Below are 16,282 nucleotides of genomic sequence, written 5' to 3'. Positions count from 1 at the left end.
CGGTATCGAAAACGCCAAGGTGATGGACGCGCTCACGAGCAGGATGACGCCGGCCGCATTCCTGCCGTCGAGGTCGAGGGTCAGATAGGCGCCTTCGCAGATGCGATCGGAGCGCCGATGAGCAGTGCGCGGCGATGGGATTGGAGCCCGAGCGCCAGGCTTTCGTTGGCGCTGAGCGGTCGGATCTCGGCCAATGATGTGCCCACCGCGTTGCGGGTGAACAACCCGAGCCGGATTGACGCGTGCGATGCGGCGGTCACAGCACTACTCGGCTCTTCGAAACATGTTGGCGGACAACAGTGGATCGAATTGTATGGCGCGGCGCGCGGAGATGTTCCCTTCAAACGGACTCCGAGCTGGCATGTCCGGCATATTTGAAGTCGGGTGAACTGGGCTGTTCACGAATACCCTGTGCTGATGATCAAACACATCCGGTCGGTAACAGCAGTGGTGGCGCTTTCTTGTGCGGCGCTGACAGTTCCTGCTGTCGCGCACGGAACACCAAGCGAGGGCATCTCGGCGGTGACATACGCGGATGTGGAGATCCCCGCAGACCTTTTGCCTTTCATCCCCGAGGGCATCCACGCGGTGGCCAAGCAAATCACCATCGCGCCCGGCGGAACCACCGGGTGGCACTATCACGATGGCCCAGTTGTGGGAATCGTGCAGGCCGGTACGCTGTCTCATCCCGGACCGGATTGCAAGCCGGTGATCTTCAATACCGGAGCCTTGATCAACGAACCCGCCGGCGACAACAACGTCCATCAAGGACAAAACCTCGGCAAGGTTCCCGTCATCCTCGATGTCGTCTATCTCGAGCCTCTGGGGAAGCCGCTCTTCGAAGATGCACCGGCCCCACACTGCGCCGCCAAGTAGCCGTTTTGAGCACGGTCGACGGCGGGACCTCTAGCATCGGTTGAGTGCAGATTTCAGGGAAAGTCGCCGTTGTCACCGGAGGTGGTGCCGGAATCGGTGCCGCCCTGGCCCGGGCGTTGGCCGCGGCCGATGTCAGTGTGCTGGTCGCCGATCTCAATGCCCCGGCAGCCGGCGCGGTGGCGGCGGAGATCGTCTCAACCCATCCCGGCCGGGCGATCGCGATGGGCGGTGACGTCTCCGACCCCGAGGTCCTCGAGGCGATGATCGCCCGGGCCGATGCCGACCTCGGACCTGTCGAGATCTTCTTCGCCAACGCCGGAACCACTGCGGGGATGGGGTTGGACACCTCAGACGCATTGTGGGAGGTGGCACTCGAAGTGAATGTCATGGCCCATGTCCGGGCCGCACGAATCCTGGTGCCGCGGTGGATCGAGAACGGTGGCGGCTACTTCGTGGCCACGGCATCGGCAGCAGGCTTGTTGACCCAGATCGGTTCGGCGCCGTATTCGGTGTCCAAGCACGCGGCGGTCGGGTTCGCCGAATGGTTGTCGGTGACGTACGGCGACCAGGGCATCGCAGTCAGTTGCCTGTGCCCGATGGGCGTGGAGACCGCGTTGCTGCGGGAGGGCTTCGATACGGACATCCCCGGTGCCTCGGTGGCTGCGCGGGCGGTCACCGAATCCGGTGCGGTGCTCAGTCCGGCGGACGTGGCGCAGCAGGTGCTGGCGGCGATGGAAGACGAGAGATTCCTGATTCTGCCGCATCCCGAGGTGCTGGACTTCTACCGTAACAAGGGCTCCGACTACGACCGGTGGATTGCCGGGATGCGTCGGTTTCAACGCCACCTGGTCGCAGACGGCGACTGACCGGAGCGACGGACAACAACGAATGTAGGTATCTGGCAATGGAATTTGGGTACTCCGACCGCTGCGCCGATTACCGTGGGCGCCTGCTGGACTTCATGGACAGCCACATCTATCCGGCCGAGGAGGTCTATGCCCAGCAGATGCGTGAATCCGGTGACCCGCATTTCGATCCGCCGATCATCGAAGAACTCAAAACCGAGGCGAAAGCACGTGGGTTGTGGAACCTCTTTCATCCCGACCCCCGCTTCGGACCGGGTCTGACCAACTCCGAGTACGCACCGCTGGCCGAGATCATGGGTCACAGTGCGGTGCTGGCGCCGGAGGCCTGTAATTGCTCGGCACCGGACACCGGGAACATGGAAGTGTTCAGCCTCTTCGGCACCGATGAGCACAAAGAAAAATGGCTGGCTCCACTGTTGGATGGCACGATCCGTTCGGCGTTCGCGATGACGGAACCCGGTGTGGCCAGTTCGGATGCCACCAACATCCAGCTGAGCATGGAACCCGACGGCGACCACTGGGTCCTCAACGGCCGCAAGTGGTGGACGTCCAACGCCCTGCATCCCAACTGCAAGGTGCTCATCGTGATGGGCAAGACCGACCCTTACGCCGCCGCGCACGCGCAGCAATCGATGATGGTGGTGCCGATCGATGCACCGGGTATCACCGTCCTGCGCAATCTCCCGGTCTTCGGCTATCACGACCGCGAAGGCCACGCCGAGGTCTTGTTCGAGAACGTCCGGGTCCCCGACAAGGATGTGCTGGCAGGCGCGGGCGCCGGGTTCATGATCGGACAGGCCCGGCTCGGACCCGGCCGGATCCACCACTGCATGCGTGCCATCGGTATGGCCGAGCGTGCTCTGGAGCTCATGTGTGCCCGAGCCTCCCTGCGCGTAGCTTTCGGGAAACCCCTTGCTGCACAGTCGAATATCCAGGATTGGATTGCCGAGGCCAGGATCGAGATCGAGATGGCGCGGTTGCTCACGCTGAAGGCGGCCTGGCTGATGGACACAGTCGGCAACAAGGCGGCTCGCACCGAGATCGCCGCGATCAAGGTGGCCGCACCGAACATGGCGCTGAAGATCGTCGATCGTGCGATTCAGGTCCATGGCGGTGGCGGAGTCTCCGACGACTTCCCCCTGGCCAGCATGTACGCCCACCTGAGGGCGCTGCGTTTGGCGGATGGTCCCGACGAGGTGCACAAACGGACGATCGCGCGTCAAGAACTCGGCCGGTACAAGAAGATCGGGGCACAGGCGTGAGTGATGTGGTCGGTCTCGACACCGATGCGGTGTCCCGGTGGCTCTCCGGTCTGGACATCGGTGCCGTCGGACCATTCACTTTCGACCGCGTCGGCAACGGTCAGTCGAATCTGACGTTCCGGGTGGGGGATGCCGCCGGCTCCCGCTGGATTCTGCGCCGACCACCGTTGGGCACGCTGCTCGCATCGGCTCATGACGTGCTGCGTGAACATCGCATCATGTCGGCGCTGCACGACACCGCGGTCCCGGTTCCGGAGATGATCGCCACGACCTCTGATCCCGAGATCACCGATGCGCCGCTGGTGCTGATGGGCTTCATCGACGGGGCCGTCATCGACAATCCGGCTGCGGTGGAGGGATTGTCGCTCGACCATCGTCGCCAGGTCGGACTGAGCCTGCCCCGTACCCTCGGTACCGTCCATGCGGTGGACCTCGACGCCACCGGTTTGTCCGATCTGGCCAGTCACAAGCCGTATTCCGCGCGGTTGCTGAAGCGCTGGAGTGCGCAGTGGGACCATTCGAAGACCCGAGAAATCGCTGAAATTGCCGACGTGGCAGAGGCTTTGGCAAAGCACGCTCCGGAGCAGACCGAGTTGACGCTGGTGCACGGCGACTATCACCTGAGCAACGTCATCACCTCGCCGCACGACGGTCACGTGATCGGCGTGGTCGACTGGGAACTGTGCACCCTGGGTGAACCGCTGGCCGATCTCGGCAATCTGCTCGCCTTCTGGCCGGAGTCCGGTGATCGCGTGACCGGGCATTTCACGGTGCCCCGCGCGCCGGGTTTTCCCAAACGGGCCGAACTGATCGACGCGTACGCCGAGGCGACCGGGCGCGATGTCTCGCAGATCGGGTACTGGCACACGATGGCGCTGTGGCGGCTGGCGATCATCGCCGAGGGAATCGTCCGGCGGTTGCTGAACGATCCCCGGAACGCGTCTCGAGACGGTGGACCGACCCGGCAGGTTGTCGACGACCTCGTCGAGCTCACCGTCCTGGTGGGGAAGGAGGCGTCGATTCTGTGACGGCCTCGATCGCGACCGCCGCTCAGACCGGTCGGGGGATCCGCGACATCTGGCCCTGACCAATCCACTCCGGGACCTCATTGCGGATGTCGCGGGGGGCGGTGATCTCGACGTCACCGCTCTTCAGCGCGGAGTCCCACGACCGGTCTCCGCGCCAGACCGCGATGAGGTCCCGAAGTGGCGCGTCCACGGTGGCGTCGATGTCGTACCCGGGGTCGTAGTCACAGACATCGACGTCGCCGCCCGAGACCACCAGCCACCAGCGGGACGCCTTGACCGGAACGCCGCTCAGGTGAAAGGCCACCACCGTGCGCGCCCGGGGCCACTGATCGACGGGGACGGTGCGGCGCATGTCCCACAGCAACAGGTGGGGATCGAGGTCGGCCTCGCCGAGTTCACCAATCCAGCGCATGCCCCACGAGTTGAGTGCCTCGACCACCGTCGACAGCTCTTTGCCGCTGGCTGTAAGTGTGTATTCGGTTCTGCCGCCGTCGATTTCACGAGTGATGATTCCGGCTCGCTCAAGTGTGCGCAACCGCTTGGAAAGCAGTGCCGGCGACATCTTCGGGACGCCGCGCCGCAGTTCGTTGAAATGACTACTGCCGGCCAACAGTTCACGCACCACCAGTAGCGTCCACCGCTCGTCGAGAACCTCCATGGCCTTGGCGACGGGGCAGAACTGACCGTATCCAGACATCGGGACTCCTTGCGTTGTCCCTTGCAAGTACACACCGACTCCGTTCGACACACCAGTACAGATACAGAACCGGTTCGGGTACAGATCTGGAACTGGAACACGCGGCGACGTGGTCGCAGGATCAAGGTGTCAGAAAATCGCACCCACTACGCCACCCGAAGGAGCTCGGCGATGACAACACACATAACAACCCCCGACGCGATCAAGGTCAAGCATCGCGCACTGTGGGCGTCCGGCGACTATCCCGCCGTGCACACACAAGTGATCGCGAATCTGGGGTCGACGCTGGTCGACGCGGTCGGGATCCGCGAGCACGAGCGGGTACTGGACGTCGCCGCCGGTTCGGGGAATGCAGCGATCCCGGCTGCCGAGGCCGGCGCCGAGGTGGTCGCAAGTGACCTGACACCCGAATTGTTCACGGCCGGGCGACAACTGGCCGCCGAACGCCAGGTGGAGCTGACCTGGCAGGAGGCCGATGTCGAGGCACTTCCGTTCGAAGACAACAGTTTTGACGTGGTGATCTCCTGTGTGGGTGTGATGTTCGCTCCCCATCACCAGGCGTCCGCCGACGAGATCGTCCGGGTCTGTCGCTCCGGTGGCCGCATCGGACTGATCAACTGGACACCACAGGGGTTCATCGGCCAGATGTTCGCCACGATGAAGCCCTACGCCCCGCCGCCGCCACCCGGCGCCCAGCCACCGCCGTTGTGGGGTGACGAGGACCATGTGCGAGGGCTCTTCGGTGACCGGATCGCCGAGGTGACCGCGGTCAGGCAGACACTGAAGGTGGACCGATTCGAGACGCCGGAGGAGTTCCGGGAGTTCTTCAAGGAAACCTACGGACCCACGATCGCGGTCTACAAGGCCAATGCCGAAAACCCGGATGCGACAGCGGCTCTGGACACCGGCTTGGCAGACCTCGCCCGCACCGCCCTCAACGACGACGGTGTGATGGAGTGGGAGTACCTGCTTGTCACCGCGGTGGTGCGGTGACGGTCAACCTCACGCCGAGATGGTGCCCGGAGCTGCCTCGATCGATTCGACTGGATCTGGTGACGTCCGCGATAGGCTGGAGGTGTACCTGATGTCCGTGCTCCAGTCGATCGAGGCAGCTCATGGCCGAGAACGATCCACAGATGACCCAGCGCCATGTCGTACTCGACATAGCGGGGGAGTTGGTCGGTGCGGGCTTCGGTGACCCTGATCTGATCGGTCAGGGCGGATTCGGAGCGGTCTATCGCTGTTCTCAGCCGGGGCTGGATCGGGTCGTCGCAGTAAAGGTGCTCGCCGATCATCTGGACAAAGGCAATCTCGAGCGGTTCGTGCGCGAGCAGCGCGCGATGGGCCGACTGTCCGGGCACCCCAACATCGTGGAAATCCTCGAGGTGGGGAGCACACCGGGAGGCCATCCGTTCATCGTCATGCCGTTTCACCCCCATGACTCGCTCGATGCGCGTATTCGCAAGCAAGGGGCCCTGAACTGGCCGGAGGTACTCCGCGTCGGTGTCAAGGTGGCCGGGGCCCTGGAGACGGCACACCGCTGCGGCACGCTCCATCGTGATGTGAAACCAGGAAACATCCTGCTCACCGAGTACGGCGAGCCGCAGCTGACCGACTTCGGTATCGCCCGCATCGTCGATGGTTTCGAGACCGGCTCCGACATCGTCACCGGATCTCCGGCGTTCACCGCTCCGGAGTTGCTGACCGGTGCAGATCCGTCGGTGGCCTCGGACATCTACGGCCTCGGTTCCACTTTGTTCTGCGCGCTGACCGGTCACGCGGCCTTCGAGCGGCGCAGTGGGGAGCAGGTGGTCGCCCATTTCCTGCGGATAGCTGCCGAACCACTTCCCGACTTGAAGCAGACCGGTATCCCGGGCCCGGTGGCCCGCGCAATCGAACGAGCGATGGCCCGCGAGCCCGAAGACCGCCCGGCCTCGGCCGCCGACTACGGCGAACTGTTGCGTGAGGCCCAGCGAGAGCTGAGCGTCGGGGTGGATGAGATGGCGCTGCCGTCGGCTTACTCCGAAGATCCGGTGGCGGTGGACATCGACCGGCGGGTGCGGGCAGGGATGACGACATCGCCACCGATACCGTCGACCAAGTTTCGTCCACCGCTGCGACCACGTGCGCAGGTTGCCCGGGTGCGCCTGATGGACATCCTGCGCGCCGGTAAGTGGCGACGACTGGTTCTGATCCACGCGCCCGCGGGGTACGGGAAAACCACGGTCGCCACCCAATGGGCAGAGGAACTGTTCAACACCGGTGTTCCGGTGGCGTGGCTGACGGTCGACGACGATGACAACGATCCCGATCGATTCCTGGCCAATGTCGTGGAGTCGTTGCGGCGGGCGAAGCCGGAGATCGTGGGTGATCTCGCCGAGGTCATCGATCAGCGCGGTGCGGAGGCCGAGCAGCATGTGCTGACCTCGTTGATCAACGAGATCCACGAGCGTGGTGAGCGGATCTCGGTGATCGTCGATGACTGGCAGCGGGTCACCGACCCGAGGTCGATCGGTGTGTTGGCGTTTTTGCTCGAGCACAGCTGCCATCACCTCCAGGTCATCATCACCAGCCGCACGGGATCGGGCCTGCCGATCAGCCGGATGCGGGTCAACGACGAACTCGTCGAACTCGACATCGCCGGGTTGTGTTTCGACGCCGACGAGGCGCGGTCGTTTCTGCTGGATGTGTCCGGACTGGACCTCCGCAACGATGAGGTGACGCAGCTCTGGAATTCGACGGACGGATGGGCGGCCGCACTGCAGCTGGCGACGTTGTCACTGCGTGGGTCGAACAAACCGTCGGATCTGATCGGTCACATCTCGGGCCGGCATCATGCGATCGGTGACTTTCTCACCGAGAATGTGTTGTCCACCCTGGAACCGGAGATGGTGAACTTTCTTCTCGCGGTGTCGGTACCGGAACGAATCTGCGCGGGGTTGGCCTCTGCCTTGAGTGAGCAGCCGCGTGGACAGGCACTCCTGGAGGACGTCGAGACGCGAGATCTGTTCCTGCAGAGGCTGGATGAGGACGGGGACTGGTTCCGGTTCCATCCGTTGTTCGGTGAGTTCCTGCGCCGGCGCCTCGAACGCGATCAACCCGATTCGATTCCGTCGTTGCACCGCAAGGCATCTGACTGGTTTGCCGATCACGCGATGGTGGCCGAGGCCGTCGAGCACGCGCTTGCCGCGGGCGACACCGAGCGTGCCGTGGCGCTGGTCGAGATCGATGGCCGAACGTTGATCGAGCAATCGCACATGATGACTTTGCTCGCGATAGTGGACAAGCTGCCGCCCGCCGCAGTCGTCGTGAGTCCGCGGGTTCAGTTGTTGCTCGGCTGGGCTCACATGCTGCACCATCGTCCCGACCTCGTCGACGCGGCACTTGCACGCGTGGACGCGGCGCTCGCGCTGATGCCCGACTCCGATCGCGCGACGATCGAGATCAGGCGCGAAGCGGCCGTGATCGCCGCCTGCAACGGGGCGATCTCGGATCGCTTCGACCGGCTCGATGACTTGATCGCTGATCCGGCATCGGAACCGGACAACTTGCCGCCTTTCGTGGCCTCCGCTCTGGGGAATGTCCGGACATTCAGCGCGACATGTCGTTTCGACTTCAACGAAGCGCACCGGTGGCAACAGTGGGCGGCTCCCTACCACCAACAGAACACCGGCCCCTTCGCGGTGATCTATGGCGACGCGCTCGATGGGATCGCCTATATGGAACAGCTCGATGTAGTCCGGGCGGAGCAGTGTTTTCGTCGCGCGTTCCAGACCGCCTCGGGTAACGGGGCGTCCACACAGTCGCAGGGGTCCCGCCTGGCGAGCGCGCTGCTGGCAGAGGTTCGGTACGAACGCGGAGACGCCGAGGAGGCCGGCGCACTGCTCGACGCGAGCTTCAAACTCGGCGCAGAAGAGGGCGTCGTCGACATGATCCAGGCGCGCTACGTGATCGGTGCGCGGGTGGCGTTGCTACGCGGTGAGAAGGATGCGGCAGCGGACCTTCTCGACCAGGCGGCGGAGATCGCGGAGCGGCTCGATGTGCCACGGTTGCGCGCGTCGGTCGAGGTTGAGCAGGTCACGCAGAATCTCCCGGCCCGGCGCGCGATCCGGATGCGTGTCGACCATGCCCACCGGGTCCGATCACCGGCCGGTTTGGCCGCCGTCGTGGCGCAGCTCGACGAGGAGATCGCGATTCGGTTGTTACTCAACGAGTCCGGCGATCGCGACACGACCGAAGACCGCGCCCTGGCGTGCACGTGGGCGCAGGAATGGGTCGACAGGATAGACGGAAACCGCAGGCAGAGGGCCGCTCTGCGGGCCGACCGTCTATGCGCCACCTGCCTGTCGGTGGCAGGTCGATCCGATGAGGCCGAGCGTTATGCCGTCGCAGTACTGGCGAGATGTGCCCGAGCCGGGATGATTCGATTTCCGCTCGACGGTGGTGAGGCGTTTCGCAGTCTGGTCCTGCAGATCAAATCGGATCTGGACGAAAGTCATCTGGCGGTCGTGGCCGGCGTGCCGTTGTCTTTCCTGCAGACAGTGCTTGCGCACTGAAAAACCCCCGTGCGCTGACTGCTCTGGCTACGCAGGTGTCGAGCAGGCGCCCGCGAGCAGCAGTGCGACCATGGCCGTGGCCTGCTCAGGCGCAGGAGGTTCACCGGTGATCATGTCGCTCCAGATGAATGATTCACCGACGCGAACGATCGCATATGCCAGTGCGCGGATGTCGACCTTCGGCCCGATCTCGGGAAAAGTATTGAGTCGCACCATATTCCACTCGATGAGCCGCCCCTGGACAACGCTGTACCGTGTGCTCAGCACGCGCAGCGCATATTCGGGATCGTCGGACACGAACTGTGAAAGTGGATGATAGCTCCGCACCGCGGCGGCCATCTCTCCGTAGTTGTGCACAAACTGTTCGATCGTGGCGGGGTAGCCCTCCCGGTCCTCGACCCGGCGCAACGCTTCGGCCACGATTCGCCACACGACCTCGCCGATGATCACCTCGCGGCCAGAGAACCACCGATAGATGGTGGCCCGACCGATTCCGAGTTCGCGGGACAGCGCTTGGACGTCCACCCGCCGGCCGTCGCGAAACCAGTCGTGGGCGAGATCGATGACGTCGTCTCGGGTTGGGCGCGAGGGCGTCTTGGATCGACCGTTGACGGCTCCCTGAGACATAAGTAGATTTTGTCTCTGGTGGCTTCGGTGGTCAACCGATGCGTCGAAACGCGGGGAGTACAGATGGACTTGGATTGGTCAGAAGCCGACGCGGCTTTCCGGGACGAGGTAGTCGCCTTCCTCGATGAGAAACTCACGCCGGACCTGCGACAGGCGGGCCGGCTCATGACAAGCGTCTACTCCGAGCACGAGGCGAGCATGGAGTGGCAGCGCATCCTGCACGAGCGTGGCTGGGCGGCTCCGGCCTGGGCCGTCGAGCACGGAGGTTGTGACTGGAGTCAGACGCAGCACTACATCTTCAGTCGGGAGTCCATCCTGGCGGGCGCACCGTCGTTGTCGCCCATGGGTATTCGGATGGTGTCGCACGCCATCGCCGCGTTCGGAACCCAGGAGCAGAAAGACTTCTTCCTGCCGCGCATCCTCACCGGTGAGGTGTTCTTCTGCCAGGGCTACTCCGAGCCGGAGGCGGGTTCGGATCTGGCTTCACTGACGATGGCCGCCGTCGACGAGGGCGACGACCTGGTCTGTACCGGCAGCAAGATCTGGACAACCCATGCGGCTGAGGCGAATTGGATGTTCTGCCTGGTTCGTACCTCGAAACACGCGAAGAAGCAGCAGGGGATCACCTTCCTGCTGATCGACATGACCACCCCGGGTATCGAGGTTCGGCCGCTGGTCATGACCTCGGGAGAGCAAGTGCAGAACCAGGTCTTCTTCGATGGTGTGCGCGTACCGAAATCGAACGTCATCGGCACGATCGACGACGGGTGGACCGTTGCGAAATATCTGTTGGTCTTCGAACGTGGTGGGGCAGCGGCAGCGCCCGCGCTGCAGGTGATGGCGGAGTCGGCAGGAAAAGCGGCAGCGGGCGTACCCGGGCCGGATGGCCGTCCGCTCATCGAGGATCCGCTGTTCTCGGCCAAGCTCGCCGAGGCGAAGATCCGGACGAAGGTACTCGAAATCCTCGAATACCGAACGTTGTCGGCGATGGCTTCGGGCAAGGATCCGGGCCCGGCGTCGTCGATGCTGAAGGTTCTCGCGACCGAACTCAGTCAAAAGCTCACCGAGATCACGCTCGAGGCCGCCGGCCCGCGCGGTCGGGTGTACCAGCCACATGCTGCGCGCCCCGGTGGTCCGATTGCGGAGTTCTCCGAACCCGCGGGCGGATATGTCAGCGGCGAACAGTGGCAGGCCGTCGCGCCACTGCGTTACTTCAACGATCGGGCCGGTTCGATCTACGCCGGCAGCAACGAAATTCAGCGAAACATTCTCGCCAAAGCAGCATTGGGGCTCTGATGGACTTCAGCCTGACAAAAGAGCAGGAACTACTTCGTGACGGCCTCGGCAAGTTCCTGGCCACGCGGTATGGACTGGAGACCAGCCGTGCCGCGGTGAAGACAGGGAAGGGCTGGCAGCCGGAGATCTGGGCCGGCTTCGCCGAAGAACTCGGGATTCTCGGCGCGACCTTGCCCGAAGCGGACGGCGGGCTCGGCGGTGGGCCGGTCGAGCTCATGATCGTCACCGAAGCTCTCGGATACGCGCTGGTGGTCGAGCCGTTTGTCGACACCGTCGTGATCGGCTCCGGGTTGCTCCGGCGGGCCGGTGGTGATCGGGCCCGGCAGATCGTCGAAAACATCGTCGCCGGCACGGCGATCACCGCATTTGCCGCCACCGAGCCGACCTCGGGTTATACATACAGCGACGTCTCCACCACAGCGCGTCGTGACGGCGACGAATGGGTGATCAACGGAACCAAGACAGTGGTGAGCAGTGCGCCGCTGGCCAACCATCTCCTGATCACTGCGCGCACGGCGGGCTCGCAGCGCGACACCGACGGCATCTCGCTCTTCGTTGTCGACGTCGAACCGGAGAACGTGCCGGCCGGCATCGAAAGCCACGCGTACCGCACGATCGACGATCGTCAGGCCGCGGACCTGACGTTCACCGACCTCCGGCTCCCCGCCGATGCGCTGCTCGGTACCGAAGGGGGTGCCTGGGCCTCGATCGACAAGGCAGTCGACGAGGCAACTGCTTCCGTGGCATCAGAAGCGGTCGGTCTGATGCGAAAGGTACTGGCGGACACCGTCGAATATGCCAAGCAGCGTCAGCAGTTCGGGCAGGCGATCGGCAGCTTCCAGGCATTGCAGCACCGGATGGTCGACATGTACATAGAGGTCGAGCAGTCGATAGCCGCGGTCTACCTCGCGGTGCTCAATCTCGAGGCAGACGCCGTGGAACGATCTTTGGCCGTCTCGGCAGCCAAGGCGACGATCGGACGCTCGGCACGGTTCATCGGGCAGAACGCGGTCCAGTTGCACGGTGGCATGGGTATGACCGAAGAACTCGCGATCGGTCACTATTTCAAGCGCCTCACCGCCATTGAGTACGAGTTCGGGCCGGCCGACCAGCACATCGCCCGCTACGCAGCGCTCACCGCGCGCTGAGAAGTCCTACGCGTCAGGGGGCGAGATCGTCGATCTGGTGGGCGAGCATGGTGTCCTTCCCGGTGATCCCGCCCTCTGAATGCGTGCTCAATGTGAATGTGACAGTGCGCCAACGAATATCGATGTCCGGATGATGTTGGGCGGCTTCGGCCGCCTCGGCGACATGATCGACCAATGTGATCGCTGCCGGAAAATCTGCGCATTCGACGGTGCGCGTCAGTGAATCGCCGTTACGCGACCAAAAGGTGAGGTCGGCAAGGGCCTTGGTGATATCGGGTTCGCTCAGTAGACCAGCCATCACCTGATGCTGCCAGTCGCCCGACACTCCGGCAATACCCACGCCGAACGGCTGATGTTCGTGGACCTGTGTGGATAGCCTCTTCCTATGACCGCTGAACACTTGGAAGCCGGCAACGCCGGATCTGACCGTATCGAATCCGAGCGCGTGATCCGCGCGTCCGCAGCAGATATCTTTGCCGTCCTGACCGATCCGCAGGGCCATGTGGCGATCGATGCGTCGGGCATGTTGATGGACGCCACCGGAGAGCGGGTCACTGCCGTCGGCGACACATTTGTGGTCCACATGGACCGGGAGGCGCTGGCCGATTTTCCGTTGGGGGAGTACGACGTGACGGTCACCATCGAAACCTTCATTCCCGATGTGGAGGTCTCGTGGACGATTCTCGGTCGTCTCCGACCGCAGATCGGTCACATCTACGGATACCGTCTCGAACCGGCTGCCGATGGCGCGACGAAGGTCACCTCGTTCTACGACTGGTCCGATATCCATCCGGAATGGCGCGAGAAAGACATCTTCCCGGTCATCCATACCAATTCGTTGGCCGGCACCCTGGGGATACTCGACCGCACGGTACGTCGGGGTTATCCGCGTCAGACGCCGCGCGTCTAGATCGGGTTCGCTCCACCTCACAACCATCGGTATCGAGGGTTGGGGAACATTTGTGTCCGTCCCTTAGTTGATTACTGCATGCAACTAACTTATGGTTGTGTGGCACAATCAACTAATTGTCAGGGGAGTCACGGATGGCAGTGTCCAACGAGTTGGCCGGCGCGACGGAAAAGCACGATCCACTGGCGATGACACACCAGCAGATCCTGAAGACGATGGTCGGACTGCTCGCGGGTCTCTTCACGGCTCTGCTGAGTACCACCATCGTCGCCACAGCACTACCGACGATCATCAGTGACCTCGAGGGTTCGCAGACGGCGTACGCGTGGGTGATCACGACGGCCCTGTTGGCCAATGCGGCTTCGACCCCTATCTGGGGCAAGCTCGCAGATATCTTCAACAAGAAGGCCCTCGTCCAGTCCGCACTGGTGATCTTCGTGGCCGGTTCGATCCTGGCCGGGCTGTCCCACAATGTGCCGATTCTCTTGGCGGCCCGTGTGATTCAGGGTGTCGGCATGGGTGGCCTGACTGCGCTCGTGGTGGCCATCATCGGCAGCATCGTCGCGCCCCGTGAACGGGGCCGCTACTCGGGATACATGGGTGCGGTGATGGCCGTGTCGATGTCCGGTGGACCGATCCTCGGTGGTGTCATCGTCGACAGCCCGCTGGGATGGCGCTGGTGCTTCTTCGTGTGCGTGCCGTTGGCAATCGTCGCGCTGTTCCTGCTGCAGAAGACGCTGCACATCACGACCGATCGCAAGGAACACGTCTCGATCGACTGGTTGGGTGCCACCCTGCTCACCGCGGGGATCTCGGTCCTGCTGATCTGGGTTTCGTTCGCAGGCAAGGCTGACTACTACGGGTGGGTCTCCAAGGAATCCGCGCTGTACGTCGCCGTTGGTGTCCTGCTCCTGGCGGCCACCGCGATGGTTGAGTCCAAGGTGAAGTCGCCGATCATTCCGCTCAAGATCGTTATGGAGCGGACCACTGGTCTGGCCATCATCGCGTCGGTCGCCGTGGGTCTGGGCCTTTTCGGTTCGACGACATTCCTGGGTCAGTACTTCCAGACCGCACGGGGCTTCTCACCGACCACCGCCGGTTTGCTGTCGATTCCGCTGGTCGTGGGCATGCTCATCGCATCGGTGGGTTCGGGTCAGCTGATCAGTCGATTCGGTAAGTGGAAGCCGTTCATGGTCACCGGAGCAACCCTGCTCATCATCGGTTTCCTCCTGCTGGGAACCATCGATCACGCCACCAATTTGTGGCTGGTCGGAGCCTTCACCCTGGTCGTCGGGCTCGGCACCGGAATGTTGCTGCAGAACCTGGTGCTGGTCGTCCAGAACACCGTGAGTGTTCACAACATCGGCGCGGCCTCGAGCAACGTCGCGTTCTTCCGGACCTTTGGTGGTGCAGTCGGAGTGTCGGTACTCAGTTCGGTGCTGGCCACGCGGGTCGCCGACCTGTCGACCTCAGGTCTGTCGAAGCTGGGTATTTCGGGCCAGAGCTCGGGGGGCAGCCTCGACCTCGCAGCGATGCCCGATCCGGTGCAGCATGTCGTGCGGGCCGCCTACGGTGACGCCACCAGCACGATCTTCCTGGTCGCGGCAGCGGTATCGGTGATCGCCTTGATCGCGGTGTCGTTCCTGCCGAACCGTCCGCTGCGCACGACCATCGACATCTCTGCCGACGAGGATCCGATGCGCGAAGGCGGCACATCGCTGCGGGATCTGGTCGACGCCTGATCCGTTGCCTTCGTCCGCAGACGAGCCGGTTTTACGAAGACGAGCCACGTACACGCGGCTCGTCTTCGTATTTCTGGCTCGTTCGGTGTTCAGAGTCACGTTTGTGGCCGATCTGGATCGGGCACACCAGCTCGCGAGGGAAAGTCGACGGGCTGGCGACGGGTATTGCGCTCATACTGGTGGTGACGGTGTCAGGTGCGGGGAACTGGAGAGAACTCGGCTCACACACGCGCCGCTGTCGACAAATGTCTGGAACCGTGTGGGGCGGTGATCAGCAGTCACGCGGTGACCACAAGCGGTAACCACAATAGGGGGCGGCACATGATCGAACTCCAACAGATCGACCTGCATGGCGAGCGTATTGCGTACGTGGATGAGGGGTCGGGGGACGTCCTGCTCCTGATTCACGGGATGGCCGGTAGTTCGACGACGTGGAAAGCGGTGCTGCCGAGCCTGGCCCGCACGCACCGGGTGATCGCGCCCGACCTGCCCGGCCACGGAGAATCCGGCAAGCCGCGCGGTGATTACTCGCTGGGTGCTTTTGCGGCGACCCTGCGGGATCTGCTGCGCGAACTCGGCATCGGCAAGGTCACGGTCGTTGGCCAGTCGCTCGGTGGTGGCGTTGCCATGCAATTCACCTACCAGCACCCCGAGTACTGCGAACGGTTGGTCCTTATCGGCAGCGGCGGGCTCGGCCCCGACGTCAACTGGATGCTGCGCCTGTTGGCAGCGCCCGGAGCCGAACTCGTGATGCCGATCATCGCGCCGAAACCGGTGTTGGTCGCCGGAAACAAGATCCGGTCGTGGCTGGCCTCTGCCGGCATCCAGGCGCCGCGGGCCGACGAGACGTGGCGGTCCTATTCGTCGCTCAATGACCGCGAAGCAAGGCAGGCGTTCTTACGGACCCTGCGCTCGGTGGTCGACCATCGCGGTCAGGCCGTCAGTGCGATGAACCGCCTGTACCTGAACTCTGAGATGCCCACGCTGCTGATCTGGGGTGAAGACGACAGAATCATCCCGGTTGCACATGGGTATGCCGCGCACGAAGCCATCCCCCGTAGCCGGCTCGAGGTCTTGCCCGGCGTCGGTCATTACCCGCATGCCGAGGCCCCGGCAAAGGTCGTCGACATCCTCATTGATTTCCTGGGGGTTGAACCGGCGCAGGCCCGACCACCAGTTGCCGTCACCAACTCGGGCGGAGCCGCCCGGGACCGGCAAGAACGTCGAGCGAGGTGACCAGCGGTGACCACCACCGCCGGGTTGCAGGCCACGAC

Annotated in this window: 15 protein-coding genes; 11 read left to right on the top strand and 4 right to left on the bottom strand. The window is 63.6% G+C overall.

Annotated elements, in window-relative coordinates; all coding sequences use genetic code 11:
• Positions 1–80: 80 nt before the first annotated feature.
• Entirely contained in the window at positions 81–260 is a 180-nt protein-coding gene (locus H290_RS0114955) for a hypothetical protein (RefSeq protein ID WP_020107625.1), read from the bottom strand.
• Between the two features lie 157 nt (positions 261–417).
• On the opposite strand from H290_RS0114955, the gene H290_RS0114950 reads away from it, so the two are divergent.
• The 4 genes from H290_RS0114950 to H290_RS0114935 are packed head-to-tail and all read left to right on the top strand — an operon-like array spanning position 418 to position 4,032.
• Positions 418–876: a cupin domain-containing protein gene (locus tag H290_RS0114950; protein ID WP_028463219.1), complete on the top strand. Its 459-nt coding sequence runs from the start codon at positions 418–420 to the stop codon at positions 874–876.
• 44 nt (positions 877–920) lie between these two features.
• Entirely contained in the window at positions 921–1,742 is an 822-nt protein-coding gene (locus H290_RS0114945; protein WP_020107623.1) for an SDR family oxidoreductase, read from the top strand.
• A 38-nt stretch (positions 1,743–1,780) separates the two neighbouring features.
• On the top strand, positions 1,781–3,004 hold the full coding sequence (locus tag H290_RS0114940; protein ID WP_020107622.1) for an acyl-CoA dehydrogenase family protein: 1,224 nt from the start codon (positions 1,781–1,783) through the stop codon (positions 3,002–3,004).
• Entirely contained in the window at positions 3,001–4,032 is a 1,032-nt protein-coding gene (locus H290_RS0114935) for a phosphotransferase family protein (protein ID WP_020107621.1), read from the top strand. Before H290_RS0114940 ends, H290_RS0114935 begins: the two co-directional genes overlap by 4 nt.
• Before the next feature lie 22 nt (positions 4,033–4,054).
• Here the strand turns inward: H290_RS0114935 and H290_RS0114930 are convergent, their stop codons facing one another.
• Positions 4,055–4,729, bottom strand: a complete 675-nt coding sequence (locus H290_RS0114930) for a winged helix-turn-helix transcriptional regulator (protein ID WP_020107620.1) — start codon at positions 4,727–4,729, stop codon at positions 4,055–4,057.
• A gap of 171 nt (positions 4,730–4,900) precedes the next feature.
• Between H290_RS0114930 and H290_RS0114925 the strand changes: the two genes are divergently transcribed.
• Positions 4,901–5,722: a class I SAM-dependent methyltransferase gene (locus tag H290_RS0114925; RefSeq protein ID WP_020107619.1), complete on the top strand. Its 822-nt coding sequence runs from the start codon at positions 4,901–4,903 to the stop codon at positions 5,720–5,722.
• A 122-nt stretch (positions 5,723–5,844) separates the two neighbouring features.
• Positions 5,845–9,285 carry a serine/threonine-protein kinase gene (locus H290_RS0114920; RefSeq protein ID WP_020107618.1) on the top strand — a complete coding sequence of 1,147 codons (3,441 nt, stop codon included), beginning with the start codon at positions 5,845–5,847 and terminating at the stop codon, positions 9,283–9,285.
• Positions 9,286–9,312: 27 nt separating this feature from the next.
• On the opposite strand, the gene H290_RS0114915 is transcribed toward H290_RS0114920, so the two are convergent.
• Positions 9,313–9,912: a QsdR family transcriptional regulator gene (locus H290_RS0114915; RefSeq protein WP_020107617.1), complete on the bottom strand. Its 600-nt coding sequence runs from the start codon at positions 9,910–9,912 to the stop codon at positions 9,313–9,315.
• Positions 9,913–9,975: 63 nt separating this feature from the next.
• Between H290_RS0114915 and H290_RS0114910 the strand changes: the two genes are divergently transcribed.
• Both H290_RS0114910 and H290_RS0114905 read left to right on the top strand, forming a co-directional pair.
• Positions 9,976–11,208 (top strand): acyl-CoA dehydrogenase family protein, encoded by a 1,233-nt coding sequence (locus H290_RS0114910; protein ID WP_020107616.1) that lies wholly within the window; start codon positions 9,976–9,978, stop codon positions 11,206–11,208.
• Positions 11,208–12,356, top strand: coding sequence for an acyl-CoA dehydrogenase family protein (locus tag H290_RS0114905; RefSeq protein ID WP_020107615.1), 1,149 nt, complete (start codon positions 11,208–11,210; stop codon positions 12,354–12,356). The genes H290_RS0114910 and H290_RS0114905 overlap by 1 nt, the downstream gene beginning before the upstream one ends.
• Positions 12,357–12,369: 13 nt before the next feature.
• Here the strand turns inward: H290_RS0114905 and H290_RS0114900 are convergent, their stop codons facing one another.
• Positions 12,370–12,654 carry a 4a-hydroxytetrahydrobiopterin dehydratase gene (locus tag H290_RS0114900; RefSeq protein WP_028463218.1) on the bottom strand — a complete coding sequence of 95 codons (285 nt, stop codon included), beginning with the start codon at positions 12,652–12,654 and terminating at the stop codon, positions 12,370–12,372.
• Between the two features lie 87 nt (positions 12,655–12,741).
• Between H290_RS0114900 and H290_RS0114895 the strand changes: the two genes are divergently transcribed.
• The 3 genes from H290_RS0114895 to H290_RS0114885 all read left to right on the top strand — a co-directional run bounded on the left by H290_RS0114895 (position 12,742) and on the right by H290_RS0114885 (position 16,244).
• Positions 12,742–13,266, top strand: a complete 525-nt coding sequence (locus H290_RS0114895) for a hypothetical protein (RefSeq protein WP_020107613.1) — start codon at positions 12,742–12,744, stop codon at positions 13,264–13,266.
• A gap of 134 nt (positions 13,267–13,400) precedes the next feature.
• Complete coding sequence (locus H290_RS0114890) at positions 13,401–15,008, top strand: MFS transporter (RefSeq protein ID WP_020107612.1); 1,608 nt, start codon at positions 13,401–13,403, stop codon at positions 15,006–15,008.
• Positions 15,009–15,329: 321 nt separating this feature from the next.
• Positions 15,330–16,244, top strand: coding sequence for an alpha/beta fold hydrolase (locus tag H290_RS0114885; RefSeq protein WP_020107611.1), 915 nt, complete (start codon positions 15,330–15,332; stop codon positions 16,242–16,244).
• Positions 16,245–16,282 lie beyond the last annotated feature (38 nt).

Source organism: Nocardia sp. 348MFTsu5.1 (assembly GCF_000383535.1).
Taxonomy (GTDB): Bacteria; Actinomycetota; Actinomycetes; order Mycobacteriales; family Mycobacteriaceae; genus Williamsia; species Williamsia faeni.
The sequence above is the reverse complement of the archived record's forward strand: the minus strand, read 5'-3'. Positions and strand labels throughout refer to the sequence as shown.